The organism is Deltaproteobacteria bacterium, assembly GCA_019309045.1.
Taxonomy (GTDB): domain Bacteria; phylum Desulfobacterota; class Syntrophobacteria; order BM002; family BM002; genus JAFDGZ01.
Genome location: JAFDGZ010000080.1, coordinates 1 through 12,822, shown reverse-complemented (window position 1 = coordinate 12,822; position 12,822 = coordinate 1). Strand labels below are relative to the sequence as shown.

Below are 12,822 nucleotides of genomic sequence, written 5' to 3'. Positions count from 1 at the left end.
AGTCTTCTCTTTGAAATCGTGGAGAAAGCGCAGTATCAACTCATCGGTGAGCGAGGATTTGCCGGATCCTCCCGTGCCGGTAATGCCCACCACCGGAGATTTTCTGGCTGGCAGCAGTTGTTGAATCTGCTGGCGCAGGGCGGCCAGATGCCCGTCGCTGCCGGCCGTGGCCACTTCCACCACCGTGATGAGCCGGGCAATGAGCTGCTTTTGCCCCGGCTCGAGGCTCTGCAGCTCGGCGGGAACTCCCAAATCTGCCGTGGAAAAGTCACACCTCTGCACCAGATCGTTGATGATGCCCTGCAAGCCCTGGGTGGCGCCATCCTCTGGAGAGTAGATTCTTTCCACACCGTAGTCTTGCAGCTGCCGAATCTCATCGGGCACGATGACGCCGCCGCCGCCGCCAAAGACCCGAATGTGGGCCGCTCCCTTCTCTTTGAGAAGGTCGACCATGTACTGGAAAAATTCCAGATGGCCTCCCTGATAGGAGGACACCGCAATGCCCTGAACGTCCTCTTGAATGGCTGCCTCTACAATCTCTCGCACTGAACGGTTGTGACCCAGGTGGATAACCTCCACGCCGGCAGCCTGCAGGAGGCGGCGCATGATGTTGATGGCGGCGTCATGGCCGTCGAAAAGTGAAGTGGCGGTAACGATACGCACCGCATGGCGCGGCTTGTATATGGTGGTCATTGTGGGCTCCTCTCCTCCTGTTGACCCAGTAGTTCTCCGAAAATGAGAGCCGTCTGCGTGGCAGCATAGTCCTCGATGGTGTAGTGGCGCATGAGATACCAACGACGAAAAGTCCACATATGCCCGAGGACCGTTATGGTATGGGCCAGCAGATCAAGGCTGCGCTCATCTATGGGCGGCAGTTCTCCAGCGTCAATCAAACGGCTGAGCACCTCCCTGAAGAGGCCGGTAAATCTCACCTCGTTTTCCAGCACCCGCTTGCGCCATCTTGCTGGCAGCGACTGCGTCTCCTGGTAGACGAGAAGGATGTGATCGCTCATCTGGTGGCATACCAGGAAATACTGGCGAATCATTTCCACCAGCGCCTGCCTGCCGCCCTCGGTGTTTTCCAGGGCGCGGCGAATGTGGGACTCGGCCTCAGCATGAATGGCGTCACATACCAGGTAGAGCACATCGCCTTTGCTGGAGACATACTCGTAGAGAGAACCGATTGACATGCCTGCTGCCCTGGCAATTTCGCGGGTGGTAGTGCGATGGAATCCCTTGGCCACAAAGAGCTGCACAGCGGCGTCGACAATCTGCCGGCGGCGGCGGGCCACCAACTGCTGATCCTTGACCTGGGTGGGGACGTCACTGGTGCGAGAATTGCTCTCCATGAGGATCTTTCCTTGCCCAAATCTGCAGGCGGCAAAGCTCCGGCCGCGGTTCAACCAATAACGAGGTCTCTGAATGCTCCTCAATAGCACTCCGTCAGTTGCCGACTGCTGTTCTTCCGAGCGAGCGCTCAGTCAGTCATGACTCATAGCACAGCATCCGGGAAAATGTCAACAGAGGGGGCAGATATCATTTTCTTGATGAACAGCCCAGCAGCCGCCTGCTGCTATCTCTTTTCGAGCCAGCTCTGGATGCGGTCCATGGCCTGGTGCAGCTCTTCTTCCGTGCCCCCGAAGGAGAGACGAAGGTGTCCTTCTCCTGTGGGACCAAACGCACCGCCAGGGATGGTTATGACTCGAGCTTCACGCAATAGCTCCAGCGCATATGACATGGAATCGACTTGCTGATCCAGGTAGCGCACCATCAAATAGTAAGCGCCCTGAGGCTTGACGTAGGAAAACCAGTGCTGGAGCTCGTCGAGGCGGCGGCAAATGAGGTCGCGCCTTTGCTGCAGTTGCTGGCGGAAGAAAGCGACACAATCCTGGGGTCCCTCTAGGGCGGCCAGGGCGGCATACTGAGATGGTGTGGGTGCACAGATCACTGCTGCATCATGCACCTTCATGATCTGGTCCAGAAGCCCCTCAGAGGTGACTACGGCGCCCACCCGCCAGCCGGTCATGGCATACTTCTTCGAGAAGCTGAAGGTGGCGATGACCTGGTCCTTCAACTCGGGGATAGAGAGCAGACTGAAATGGTCGGCGCCATCGTAGGTGAGAAAATCGTAGGTCTCATCGCAGATAACAATGATTTGCCGCTCCAGCAATAGTTCTGCCAGTGATCTGACATCCTCTTCCGGGAAATGAGCTCCTGTAGGGTTGTGGGGATTGCACAATATCATTGCCCTGGTGCGCGACGACATGGCCTGCTGCAGCCGCTCCAGGTCGAGCCGCCAGCCATCTTCTGCCAGGGGAGCGAAGACAACCTCGCCCTCGGCCATGAGAACCTGTTCAATGTGGGAGGCATAGTTGGGTGAGGGCAAAATGACCTCATCACCACGCTCCACCACGGTCAGGATCGCCGCCAGCAAGCCCTCCATAGCCCCGGCCGTAATGCATATCTCCCTGTCAGGGTCGAAGGCCACGCCGTGCCTCGTCAGAATTTCACCAGCTATGGCCTCTCTCAGCTCCGGCAGTCCCGGCCCCAGGGTGTATTTGCCGCTCGTTGCAGAGTCCCTCAGAAAGCGGCAGACTGCCTCCACAATGTGTGGCGGTGTGGCAAAAGACGGAATCCCCTGACCGAGTGAGACGCAACCGCCTACCTTCTCGGCCAGAAGCGGCATTTCCTTGATAGCAGACACGGTTATTTGTCTTACTCGGCGGCTGATCCCTTCCGTACGAAATCTCTTGCCAGCAGCCACCAGTGCCGACCTTCCTGGGCTCATTTTGTACTCCTTTGCTGCTGCATCCGTTGACAGCCACCCCTCTTTATTGGCAATCTCATACTGGGCAGCACCTGTCCATGCCTTCAAGCGAGTGAAAGACTTTTCCTGGATTCAAAATGTAATTGGGGTCGAAAACTCTTTTGATCGCCCTCTGCAACTGAATGCTCTCCTCAGAGAGCTCCAAAGGAAGAAAACGTTTCTTGGCTATGCCGATGCCGTGCTCGCCGGAGATAGTGCCGCCCATTCTGAGCACGAGTCCCAGTATCTCTTCGATCCCCTCTTCCACACGCTGCCTGTCCTCCAGATTTGTCGACACTATATTGAGGTGGATGTTGCCGTCGCCAGCATGTCCAAAGGCATAGATAGTCATCTGGTACCGCTGCTCCAGGTCTGCGAGTTTATCCACAAAATCGGCAATCAGGGCCAGCGGCAGCACCACGTCTTCAGGGATGTAGATCACAGCTTGCTCTTCGATGCGAAGAGAAACCTGTTTGCGCACCTGCCACATTCTGGCCCGCTTTTCCGCATCCGGTGCAAGAAGGACCTCGACAGCCTCGTTTTCGAGACAAATGGCACCCACTGCCTCGACCTGCCGCTGGATAACATCCGCTGCCCCGTCAACTTCCAGCAGCAGGAAAGCACCGGCTTCTCTGGCGCCGGCAAACGGCAGCAGGTCGCCCACCAGCCGCAAACAGTGGCAATCGAGGAACTCCAGGGCGCAGGGCACATGCCCTCCCAGCAGGATGGCGCGCACAGCGCGCATGGCTGCAACCAGGTCCACAAACATGGCAACCAGGGTGGTCACCGCCGGCGGCCGGGGAATCAGTTTCAGGAACAGCTTGGTAATCACCGCCAGAGTTCCTTCAGAGCCCACCAGCAGGTGCGCCAGATCGTAGCCCACCACCCCTTTCCTGGTGAGAACTCCAGCTCGAATGAGGGCGCCGTTAGGCAGCACAGCTTCGAGTCCCAGCACGTAATCGCGAGTGCTGCCGTATTTGACGCAGGAGGGTCCTCCGGCGTTGGTGGCGGCGTTGCCGCCAATGGAACAGGTGTCGAGGCTGGCAGGGTCAGGGGGATAAAAAAGACCCTTTTCCAGGGCAGCTCTTTGCAGATCAAGGGTAATCACACCCGGCTCCACCAGGGCAAGAAAATTCCTTTCGTCCACTTTCAGTATGCGGTTCATGCGGGCCAGTGACAGCACCACCCCGCCGTATACCGGCACAGCCCCTCCAGCGAGCCCGGTGCCCAGCCCTCGAGGAGTCACCGGGAAATGGTGCTGATTGGCCAGACGAAGCAGGGCCTGAATCTGGGCCGCCTCAGTCACTTCAACTACCAATTCAGGGGCGGCAGAGAGCTCTGAGGCATCCTGCCCGAAAGGCTGCATGCGTTCCGGGTCACTGATAAGGGCGTCCTCTCCCACTGCCTGCCGAATCTGGTCAACAATGGACTCATTGAGCGGCTGATACTGCTTGCTGGCAGGAAATGCTTCGGGATACATGCAACCGTTTTCCTTCTAATGTCGGTGGCAGCAATAATGCCAACTCAAAAACGACGGCAGCCGAGAACAGACGTGTGCTCCAGGTCTCTTGCACTTTTTTCTGTCGCCGGCGCCCACAATATCTTGCAGCACAGTCGTCAGAGTCTGTGCCTCTCAAAGCCCGGCACACTCAGACTGTCTTCCACCTGGGCCAGAATTCGCCCGGCTATCGAAACCATGAAGAGATAGAAGATGCCTACCACCAGGAAAACCTCCGTATACTTGAAGGAGTGCGAGGCCAGGATTTTGCCTTCCCCGGTCAGTTCGATGCAGGTGACCATGTAGGCCAGAGAAGAATACTTGATCAGGTAGATAATCTCGTTGCCGCAGCCGGGCAGGGCGCGGCGGATCGCCTGGGGCAAGATGATGGACCACACCGTTTGCCTGGTAGAGAAGCCAAGAGCCTGGGCAGCGTGCATCTGGCCGCTTCTGATGGACAGCAGCGCGCCGCGGATATATTCAGAATGATAGGCGCCGCTGCACATGGTAAAGCCCACCACTGAAGCGGCATAGGGTGACAGGTATACCCCCAGATGGGGCAGACCGAAATACCAGATGAACAGCTGCACCAGCAGGGGAATCCCCCGAAAGAGAACCACATAGGTGCGCGCTACAGTCCTGACGAAACTATTGCCGTATACCCGCAGGCAGGCCACCAGAACTCCCAGGAGGAGTCCACCGAAGGCCGACGGCACAATGAGCTTCACGCTCACCCACAGCCCCCTCAGCAGGGCTGGCAGCATCTCCTGTTGGATGTAGAGCAGCTCCGTCATCTTCTAGCTGGACTCACCATAGAGTTCGGTAATCTTGGCACAAAAGCTCCTGGTTCTGTCGCAGTCTGCATTGGAGAGCAATTTTGCCGGCGGGCCAGATTCGATGATAAGGCCGTCTTCCATGAACATCATTTCATCTGCCAGAGTAGCAGCAAAACTGACCTGATGGGTGGCCATGATCATAGTCATGCCCCCTTCCACCAGATCGCGGATGACAGCCATTACTTCGCCGATGAGTTCAGGGTCGAGGGCGGAGGTCGGCTCATCCAGCAGCATAATTTTGGGGTCCATGGCCAGTGCTCTGGCTATGGAGACCCTCTGCTTCTGGCCACCGGAAAGCTGGGCAGGATATTTGAAGGCGTGCTCTAGAAGGCCTACCTTCCCCAGCTCCTGCAAGGCCCGCTCCTTTGCTTCCTTTTTCGACATGCCCTTCACCCGCACCAGGGCGATCTGGACATTTTCCAGGGCGCTCAGGTGATCGAACAGGTTGAAATCCTGGAAAATCATGCCAACCTGCTGGCGATAGCTGTAGAGCTCTTTTTTCTTTGCATAGTTGATTTTTTTTCCTTCCAGCCACACCTCTCCCCGCTCAGGGGTAACCAGAAAGTTCAGACACTGCAGAAAGGTGCTCTTTCCTGCTCCCGAAGGCCCGATCAGCACTTTCACCTCACCCCGCAGCAGGGACAGGGACACCCCTTTGAGGATTTCCTTGCCGCCGTATTGTTTGGCAATATTTTCCGCCCGCAGGATGGGAACCTGTCTGCTCATATTTCAATGTCCCTGATGAGAGAATCCGGGAATGCGCACTTTTTCTTCCAGCATGAGCAAGGCCTTGACACCGATGTACGTCAGGAGCAGATAAATGAGACCGGCTGTGATGTAAAGGGGCAGGTGCTGATAAGTTCGAGTTGCCACAAAGTGAGTGCGCGCCATGATTTCGGCAACACCCAGGGCATAGGTTACGGCCGAGTCCTTCAAGATAATGGAATATTCATTTGACCAGCCGGGAATGGCCAGCCGCAAGGCCTGGGGTAGAATAATGAAGACAACGGCCTTGGTCTCACTCATGCCGAGAGCCCTGGCTGCCTTGAGCTGCCCTTCGGAGAGGGAAAGAATGGCACCGCGAAATATCTGCGACTGGTAAGCGGAACTGATGAGCCCCAGGACGATAATGGCCACAGAAAAGGCAGAGAGGTTGATCTGCAAGAGGGAAAAAAGGCCAAAATAGAAAAGAAACAGCAGCACCAGAAGCGGCACTCCCCGGAAAAACCAGACATAGACCTGGATGGTTCTCCGCAGGAGCTGACCGCCGTAGACCTGGCCCACGGCAAGCGGCACACCCAGAAGGAGACCCAGCGCCAGGGCACCCAGGACCACCACGATAGTAACCAGGGATCCCTGCAGAATATAGGGCAGGGCGTCGATTATGGCTGTGAGGAATGCCGGCACTTTACTACCTCGGCCACAAATCAGTGGGGAAGGCAGCCCGAACATCTCATGAATCCATGCCGCGGCAGGAATTATCGAATATTCGGGCGGGGTCCAGGGCATGCCGGGACCGCAACATGGCGAACCTTGCCTGTTTTTGCCTTGTAAGGTCGCAAGAAAGCTGGGTGGGGCCCTTTATTGAACCTTGACCTGCGGCGTCTCGGGGTTGATTGGGGCGGCCGCCGCCAAATTTCCTGGGTCTGGGGTCAGGAGGCGTGGCCGGGCCCTGTCCAGGGCCGGCCATGCCGCTTCATTTTGCTCTTCCCATGGTTTACAGGTCGTACTTTTCTTTCAGCTTCTGCCATTCCGGGGAGGCCATGAGCTTCTGCAGACCTTGATTCAGGGTGTTGAGAAGTTGCGTGTCCTCCTTGCGAACAGCATAGGCAAACTCTTCATCCGGCATACCAAAAGTGCCGATGATTTTTACTGGCTTTTTCTTGACTGCATCCTTGGCCGGTGCATCATCCATGGCAGCAGCCACGATGCGGCCAATCAACAGATCCTCGATTGCCAGCGGCGCTGAATCATAATAGACGAGTTCGAAGTTCTTCCCCTTGTCTACCAGGTTCTCTTTCATCCACTTGGCTTCTGAGGTTCCTCGCTGGACGCCAATCTTGTTCCCATGGGAGAGGGCCTCGACCACGGTGAGCTTTGAATCCCTTTTGGCCACCAGCACCTGGACGATTCGCCAGTAGGGAATAGTGAAGCTTACCTGCTTTTTGCGCTCCGCTGTGACGCTCATCCCGGAGGCAATCATATCAATCTTTTTGGCCTTCAGGCTGGGGATGATCGCATCCCAGTCAATCGGCATGTGTTTCACCTTGAAGCCCATCTCCCTGGCGATCCAGTCGAGAGCTTCCACGTCAAAGCCATTGGCTTTGCCCGTCTTATCCACGTAGGCAAAAGGTGGGAAATTCGCATCTATGCCGTTCACATAGGTCTTCTCTGCTGCAAGCGCAGGGTTCAGTCCTAATGCGCCGATGAGGAAACACACCGCCAGGGAAATCCACAACCAACTTCTCTTCATCTCTTCGCCTCCTTCACTTTATAGTCGTTTGCCCGGGTGACTCAAATATTGAAAAACGTGTAACTCTTAGCAGAACTCTCAGGAGATATCAATGAAAAGCTGAAGGCCTCAGGTCAATTTCCCCTATAATGCTAAACTATATATCAAGTGTACAGGGGTATGTACATAATTTCTAGTGAAGCTAGTGGTCGGCATCTGCCTCCAGCAGTCCCAAGCGCCGCGCCTGCTCGTGGATGATCCTGGCCAAGCGGATGGAGGCGCCATCAACCATTTTGCCATCCAGGGAGGTGGCACCTTCGCCCCGCACCTCTGCCTCCTTGTATGCCTGCAGGATTCGCTGGGCCCGGCTGATATCCTCGGCGCTTGGAGTAAAAGTTCGATTGATAGTTGCCAGTTGGGCAGGATGAATGGCCCATTTGCCGTCAAATCCCAGGGAGGCTGCCATCCGGCAGGAGTTTTCCAGGCCCTCCTGGTCTCGAAAGTCTCCATACGGTGCGTCTATGGCTGCCAGACCCGCAGCCTTGGCCGTCATCACCAGACGGCTCATGGGAAAATGGTAGCGATGTCCAGGATAAGCTTCTTCAGCATCTCCGTGTCCGCTTATGCCGCGGCTCGGCATGTTGAGCGAGGCGCTGTAGTCAGCTATGCCGAACACCAGCGATTCCAGCCGCGGACTGGAAAAAGCGATCTCCTCGATATTCAGCATACCCCGAGCTGTTTCAATGGATGCCTCGATGCCAATGGCAGAGGAAATACCATGCCTCATCTCAATTTGATCGAGCAGCAGCTCGACAAATCTGATGTCGGCTTCACATTCCACTTTGGGTACAACAATCAGATCAAGGTGGTTGCCGGCCCTCTCCACAACATCAATGATGTCTCTATAAGCAAAGGGAGTGTTGAGCCCATTGATGCGGAAGGCTCTGGTGCGTCCTTGCCAGTCATTTTCGACAAAGGCGCGAACAATCTTCTCTCGAGCACTCTCTTTCTCCCCTACCGCCACCCCGTCTTCGAGGTCGAGCATGATCTCGTCAGCAGCAAGTGCCAGCGCCTTGCTGATCATTTTTTCGCTGCTTCCCGGTACCGAGAGTATGGATCGTCGCAACCGAATCATGGTTCCTGCTCCTTCTCTTGATAGAAACGTGCTCCGTGGATTCACCGCTGTATGCCATCCCATTGTAGAGAATTTGTTCGCTTTTGACGACCCGAAAACCATCATTGCCGAAGAAGCAGCAGCATGTAGTAAAAATGTTGGCTTGATTGTTGCGGACAACTCTGTTTAAATGCGGGTCACAGTTGCAAACACGGTTGCAGCAAGACGACAGATGGAAAAGGCGACTGCCTCTCGACACTGCATCCCGTGGCCCGTGCATGCTTGGGCTAGCCCAGAAAGGCCATGACTCCGGGAGAACAGCAGGCGCAACTCGAGTTCATAAACCATGCCGGCATTGAACCCCTGATGCAGAGTCGGGTGCCGAGGCACGGCAAACAATAAAGCCGGGTGAAGAGGAGGAAGACCCATGGCGAAAAAGACATATGTATTCTCTTTTCAGAAAGGTGACGGCAAGAACAAGATGCTCCTTGGCGGCAAAGGGGCAAATCTATGTGAAATGACGCAAATCGGCCTGCCAGTCCCACCGGGGTTCGTCATAAGCACCGAAGCTTGTGTGGAATACCTGGAGGGTGGAAACAAAGTTCCCAGAGGTCTCATGGAACAGATTAACTCCCACATGACCGAATTGGAAAAGAAAACAGGCAAAGGCTTTGGCAATCCTGCCAACCCATTGCTGGTATCCGTCCGTTCAGGCGCAGCCCTCTCCATGCCAGGAATGATGGATACCATACTCAATCTTGGTCTCAATGACCAGACAGCAGCGGGCCTCCTCAAGCTTACCAAAGACGAACGCTTCGTCTACGACGCCTATCGGCGGCTGCTGTCACTCTTTGGCAAGATTGCCCTGGACGTGGAGGAGAAACTCTTTGACGACGTTCTGGAAGCGGAAAAAAAGCGAAAGAAGGTCAAGCTGGACACCGAACTCACAGCAGAATCGTGGAAGTCCATTGTTGACGAATACAAGAGAATCATAAAACGGCAGACCAGGAAGCCTTTTCCCCAGGATCCCCTGGTCCAGCTCCAGATGGCGGTTGAAGCGGTTTTTCGCTCCTGGAACATCAAGCGGGCCGTTGACTACCGCCGGCAGTTCAATATCACCAAAGAGATGGCTTACGGCACGGCAGTGAGCGTTTGCACCATGGTCTTCGGCAACATGGGCGATGATTGCGCCACCGGCGTGGGCTTCACTCGAGATCCTGGAACCGGAGAAAATCGTCTCTACGGCGAATACTTGATCAATGCCCAGGGAGAAGATGTGGTGGCCGGCATCCGCACTCCGAAACCCATCAAGGAGCTGCGCAAAGACATGCCAGAAGTTTACCGGGAACTGCTGCGGATTCGGCAGGTACTGGAGAACCACTACCGCGAGGTGCAGGACTTCGAATTCACTATCGAGAAAGGCAAACTCTACATGCTGCAGACCAGAAACGGCAAGATGAATGCCCAGGCCCTGGTAAAGACTTCCAACGACATGGTGAACGAGGGCCTGATCACTGAGCAGGAAGCGGTAATGCGCATTGCTCCCGAAGCCCTCGAACAGTTACTGCACCCGCGGCTGGATCCGAAAAAAGTGCCGGAGTCTCTGGCCGACGGTATTGCGGCCTCCCCAGGAGCGGCCTCCGGCCAGATAGCCTTCAGTGCCGACGACGCAGTGGACATGGAAAAGCAAGGCAGGCGGGTGATCCTGGTGCGTGAGGAAACCAAGCCCGATGATATTCATGGCTTTTTTGCCTCCGTTGGTATTCTCACCTCGCGGGGCGGCAAGACCTCTCATGCTGCGGTAGTGGCCAGGGGCATGGGCAAGCCGTGTGTCTCTGGGGCTGAAAATATCCACATCGACTACGGCAACAAGAAACTCACCATGGGAGGGGCCACTTTTGGCGAAGGAGACGTCATCACCATAGATGGCAGCACAGGCAGCGTCTATGCGGGTGAAGTCCCCACCATCGAGCCCGAGATGACCGAAGATCTGCTTGCCATTCTGGAGTGGGCAGACGAAATCCGCACGCTCGGGGTCTGGGCCAATGCAGACACCCCTGAAGCCGCAGCTAAAGCAAGACAGTTGGGTGCCGAGGGCATCGGCCTTTGCCGCACAGAGCGGATGTTTAATGCCCAGGACAGACTACCTATCTTCCAGGAGATGATCCTGGCTGACAATCACAAAGAGCGGCAGAAGGCCATCGATCAGCTCGTGCCTATGCAAAAAGAGGATTTCAAAGCCATCTTCAAAGAGATGAACGGCCTGCCGGTCATCATCCGCTTGTTGGATCCACCCCTGCATGAGTTCTTGCCCACCGTGGAAGAACTGATGGTAGACATCAAAAGACTGCGGGAATTCAGCATGTTCATGAGCAGCATCCAGGAACTTCCTGAAACCATGAAGATGCTTGACCATAAACTCTCCCAGTATCTGCCGGCAATGGACACGGTTCTCAAGGATCTGGCAGAGATCCGTGAAAAGGGCATCGATACTGAACTGCTCAAACGCAAGGAAGAAACTTTGAGCAAGGTCCGCAGTCTCACCGAGGTGAACCCTATGTTGGGTCACCGAGGCGTGAGACTGGGCATTTCCAATCCAGAAATCTACGACATGCAGATCCAGGCAATCCTCGAAGCTGCAGCCGAGTGTATTGCTGACGGTGTAGACGTCCATCCCGAAATCATGGTGCCCCAGGTGTGCACTGCCCAGGAGCTGCGCTGGGTTCACCAGCGGGTGACAAGAATTTACAAACGGGTGGAGAGAACCCACAAGTTAAAGGTCAAATTCCGCTTCGGCACCATGATCGAGGTGGTGCGGGCCTGCATGCGGGCGGGACGGCTGGCTGAAGTAGCCGAGTTCTTTTCCTTTGGCACCAATGATCTTACTCAGGGAACCTTTTCCTTCTCCCGGGAAGATGCCGAAAACAAGTTCCTGCCCCTGTACAACGAACGTCTGATTCTCCAGGACAACCCCTTTGAGATTCTCGATGTGAAAGGAGTAGGGCGTCTTATCAGCATTACCATTGAATGGGCCCGCAAGACGCGGCCTGACATAGAAATCGGTATTTGTGGCGAGCACGGCGGCAATCCGCGCTCCATCGAATTCTGCCACCAGGTGGGAATGAATTACGTCTCCTGTTCGCCGCCGCGGGTGCCGGTTGCCCGCTTGGCGGCAGCACACGCCAGGTTGAAGGAGCTTGCCGGTTCCGAATTGCAAGAGGCCCTGGCCAAACAGCTATAACAACAGTGAGCAACAGCATCTCGGGCTGCCTGGGGGAGGCAGCTCGAGCAATCCGTAGAAGAGCAGCTCCGCCTCCAGCAAGTCAAACGTGGTAAAGTGGCCCCTAAGGCAGGGACTCTGTGGCCAGAGGGACTCCATCTGCCGCAGCTGCCGCATTGCCGTGCTGCTTAGCCGAACCCTTCACAAAAAGCGAGGACGTTTTTGCCCAGGTCCGGCAGATAATAACCGCCTTCCAGCAGAGCAAAGCGGCGCCCCTGGCAGAGCCGTTCAGCAGCCCGCCTGAACCAGGAGCCAATGTGAGCGTAGTCTTCAGTGCAAAGCAGCCCGCCGATATCGTGTTCGTAGGTGTCGAAGCCCATAGATATTGCCAGGAGGTCGGCTCTGCGGATGAGCTGCAGCTTGTTGCTGGTCTGCGCCAGGTAGTCTTGCCGGTTTAGGGCTATTATATTGATCACCGTTACCTGCCGACTGGGCAGAAAAATGCGCTGGGTGCCGTCGCCCACGTGATGATCGAGATCGAAGACAACCACCCAGTTGAGATTATTCTCCGTCAGGATCTTCTTTATGGCAATTGCCATGTTGTTCACATAGCAAAAGCCCCACGAAGCCCGGCTGTCCGCATGATGGCCGGGAGGTCGAATCAGGCCGAATGCAGGCTCTCCTCTCATGGCCAGCCTGGCGCTGAGGATGGCCCCGCCCACTGCCAACAAGATGACCTCATACAGAGCTTTCCTGCGTTTCACCTTGGCCACCAACCTCTCTTCGTGAACCAGAAGCAGATCAGCTTCCTTTGCCGGTTCAGGTTTGCAAAACGGCTGGTATTGCTGTAGGCTGTTGCGAATCGCCTCGAGGCGCTCCGGACCCTCGAAAGAGCC

At 55.9% G+C, this 12,822-nt stretch carries 11 protein-coding genes; 1 reads left to right on the top strand and 10 read right to left on the bottom strand.

Features of this window, described 5'->3' with window-relative positions; translation table 11 throughout:
• The 9 genes from JRI89_14180 to JRI89_14140 all read right to left on the bottom strand — a co-directional run.
• Positions 1 to 693: cobalamin-dependent protein (locus tag JRI89_14180; GenBank protein ID MBW2072388.1), on the bottom strand; the 693-nt coding region annotated here is incomplete at its 3' end.
• On the bottom strand, positions 690 to 1,349 hold the full coding sequence (locus JRI89_14175) for a TetR/AcrR family transcriptional regulator (protein MBW2072387.1): 660 nt from the start codon (positions 1,347 to 1,349) through the stop codon (positions 690 to 692). The genes JRI89_14180 and JRI89_14175, both read right to left, overlap by 4 nt.
• A gap of 224 nt (positions 1,350 to 1,573) precedes the next feature.
• The gene (locus JRI89_14170) at positions 1,574 to 2,788 is read right to left on the bottom strand and encodes a pyridoxal phosphate-dependent aminotransferase (GenBank protein ID MBW2072386.1); all 1,215 of its coding nucleotides are present in this window, start codon (positions 2,786 to 2,788) and stop codon (positions 1,574 to 1,576) included.
• 55 nt (positions 2,789 to 2,843) lie between these two features.
• Positions 2,844 to 4,286, bottom strand: a complete 1,443-nt coding sequence (locus JRI89_14165; GenBank protein ID MBW2072385.1) for an FAD-binding protein — start codon at positions 4,284 to 4,286, stop codon at positions 2,844 to 2,846.
• A 137-nt stretch (positions 4,287 to 4,423) separates the two neighbouring features.
• Positions 4,424 to 5,098 carry an amino acid ABC transporter permease gene (locus JRI89_14160; GenBank protein ID MBW2072384.1) on the bottom strand — a complete coding sequence of 225 codons (675 nt, stop codon included), beginning with the start codon at positions 5,096 to 5,098 and terminating at the stop codon, positions 4,424 to 4,426.
• A gap of 3 nt (positions 5,099 to 5,101) precedes the next feature.
• Complete coding sequence (locus tag JRI89_14155) at positions 5,102 to 5,848, bottom strand: amino acid ABC transporter ATP-binding protein (GenBank protein MBW2072383.1); 747 nt, start codon at positions 5,846 to 5,848, stop codon at positions 5,102 to 5,104.
• Between the two features lie 21 nt (positions 5,849 to 5,869).
• Positions 5,870 to 6,547 carry an amino acid ABC transporter permease gene (locus tag JRI89_14150; GenBank protein ID MBW2072382.1) on the bottom strand — a complete coding sequence of 226 codons (678 nt, stop codon included), beginning with the start codon at positions 6,545 to 6,547 and terminating at the stop codon, positions 5,870 to 5,872.
• 310 nt (positions 6,548 to 6,857) lie between these two features.
• On the bottom strand, positions 6,858 to 7,613 hold the full coding sequence (locus tag JRI89_14145) for an amino acid ABC transporter substrate-binding protein (GenBank protein ID MBW2072381.1): 756 nt from the start codon (positions 7,611 to 7,613) through the stop codon (positions 6,858 to 6,860).
• A 181-nt stretch (positions 7,614 to 7,794) separates the two neighbouring features.
• Positions 7,795 to 8,727, bottom strand: a complete 933-nt coding sequence (locus JRI89_14140) for a CoA ester lyase (GenBank protein MBW2072380.1) — start codon at positions 8,725 to 8,727, stop codon at positions 7,795 to 7,797.
• Between the two features lie 406 nt (positions 8,728 to 9,133).
• Between JRI89_14140 and JRI89_14135 the strand changes: the two genes are divergently transcribed.
• Positions 9,134 to 11,947 carry a pyruvate, phosphate dikinase gene (locus JRI89_14135; GenBank protein MBW2072379.1) on the top strand — a complete coding sequence of 938 codons (2,814 nt, stop codon included), beginning with the start codon at positions 9,134 to 9,136 and terminating at the stop codon, positions 11,945 to 11,947.
• A gap of 167 nt (positions 11,948 to 12,114) precedes the next feature.
• On the opposite strand, the gene JRI89_14130 is transcribed toward JRI89_14135, so the two are convergent.
• Positions 12,115 to 12,822 (bottom strand): histone deacetylase family protein (locus tag JRI89_14130; protein MBW2072378.1); only part of this gene is annotated, 708 nt, incomplete at its 5' end.

What these genes read in the sequence shown, in the direction of transcription:
- JRI89_14175 (MBW2072387.1), bottom strand. Translation starts at nt 1,349, where the DNA reads ATGGAGAGCAATTCTCGCACCAGTGACGTCCCCACCCAGGTCAAGGAT.
- JRI89_14170 (MBW2072386.1), bottom strand. Translation starts at nt 2,788, where the DNA reads ATGAGCCCAGGAAGGTCGGCACTGGTGGCTGCTGGCAAGAGATTTCGT.
- JRI89_14165 (MBW2072385.1), bottom strand. Translation starts at nt 4,286, where the DNA reads ATGTATCCCGAAGCATTTCCTGCCAGCAAGCAGTATCAGCCGCTCAAT.
- JRI89_14160 (MBW2072384.1), bottom strand. Translation starts at nt 5,098, where the DNA reads ATGACGGAGCTGCTCTACATCCAACAGGAGATGCTGCCAGCCCTGCTG.
- JRI89_14145 (MBW2072381.1), bottom strand. Translation starts at nt 7,613, where the DNA reads ATGAAGAGAAGTTGGTTGTGGATTTCCCTGGCGGTGTGTTTCCTCATC.
- JRI89_14140 (MBW2072380.1), bottom strand. Translation starts at nt 8,727, where the DNA reads ATGATTCGGTTGCGACGATCCATACTCTCGGTACCGGGAAGCAGCGAA.
- JRI89_14135 (MBW2072379.1), top strand. Translation starts at nt 9,134, where the DNA reads ATGGCGAAAAAGACATATGTATTCTCTTTTCAGAAAGGTGACGGCAAG.